The sequence below is a fragment of the uncultured Campylobacter sp. genome (assembly GCF_938045535.1).
Taxonomy (GTDB): Bacteria; Campylobacterota; Campylobacteria; order Campylobacterales; family Campylobacteraceae; genus Campylobacter_B.
On the sequence record NZ_CALIMQ010000319.1, the window covers coordinates 1 to 1,078 of the forward strand.

A 1,078-nucleotide genomic window follows, 5' to 3' on the forward strand; every position below is an offset into this window, starting at 1 on the left:
GTTTTATACCTCCGTTCGGAGGTGGTGGCATGCCGCCAGGAGGCGGAGGAGGAGGCGGCATCATGCCGCCGTGCCTACCATATCCTCGCGGAGGAGGAGGCGGCGGTAAAGTACCGGTCTCTGTGATCGTGATGCCGTTTCCGTAATTTTCCACGCGCCTATAAGTAGAGCCTCCATAAACCGTGCGGGTGCGGGTCTTTTCGACCACGACTATGTCGCGATCAGGCTGCACCGGCTGCTGCACGTTAGCTCTAGGCGATATTTCAAAGCTCTTCTGCAGTTTGGCGGTATCGTAACTTGCAAAGCCGTTGATGCCCTTTAGCTCATCTGCACTTGAAATTTCGCGCTTTTGGCGGTATTGCATAAGCATATCCGCCCTACCCGCATCAAGTCCACCGATCGTCATCAGCTCATAGCGACTAGCTTCGTTTATGTTGATTTTCGCCGCGGCGAGGCTCACTAAAAGAGCCAAAATCACTAAATTTTTCATGTGCGCTCCTTTGTTGGAAGTTACCAAATTCTAAACCCTCACGATAAATCTTTGATTAACACGCAAGCAAAATTTTGCTACAATTGCCTATCTTATTTCAAAAGGATCAACCGATGAACGGAATTTTGCTCCTATGCGACGAGCCTGCCGCCTACCAATCCGAGCTAAAAAAACTAGATAAAATTTTATCCATGAGCTTTCACAACGTTTTGCAACTTTGCATCGCTGGCGACAATGCCCTTTTTAGCAGAAGCGAGCTTGAAAAAGCGCTCGCAAACGGGCAGGATGAGCGCGTGCGAAAGGCGGCGATAGAGCGCTTTGCGCAGATTTTAGAGCAGTGCAACTTCGTACTGGTTCACGGCGTAGCGGGAGCCGATCTGCGCGAGCTAAATTTACAAATCGCCAAGGATCTAAATATTCCCGTTTGCGGATTTTATCCTAACGAAATCGCCGCGCGCATCGGCACGCACTCGATCGCTGCAGCAAAAGCGGTAAGCTTTGCCAGCATATATGAGGATAAAATTTCATTTTCTGCGCTAAGACCTGCACAAGATGGCGCAAATTCTAAAAAATCGGAGCTTTGCGGCA

2 protein-coding genes are annotated in these 1,078 nt (G+C 49.5%); one reads left to right on the top strand and one right to left on the bottom strand.

Annotated features, from left to right (window positions below):
- Nucleotides 1-490 (bottom strand): helix-hairpin-helix domain-containing protein (locus Q0095_RS09825; protein ID WP_297883339.1); only part of this gene is annotated, 490 nt, incomplete at its 3' end.
- 113 nt (nucleotides 491-603) lie between these two features.
- On the opposite strand from Q0095_RS09825, the gene Q0095_RS09830 reads away from it, so the two are divergent.
- Nucleotides 604-1,078 (top strand): hypothetical protein (locus tag Q0095_RS09830; RefSeq protein WP_297883340.1); only part of this gene is annotated, 475 nt, incomplete at its 3' end.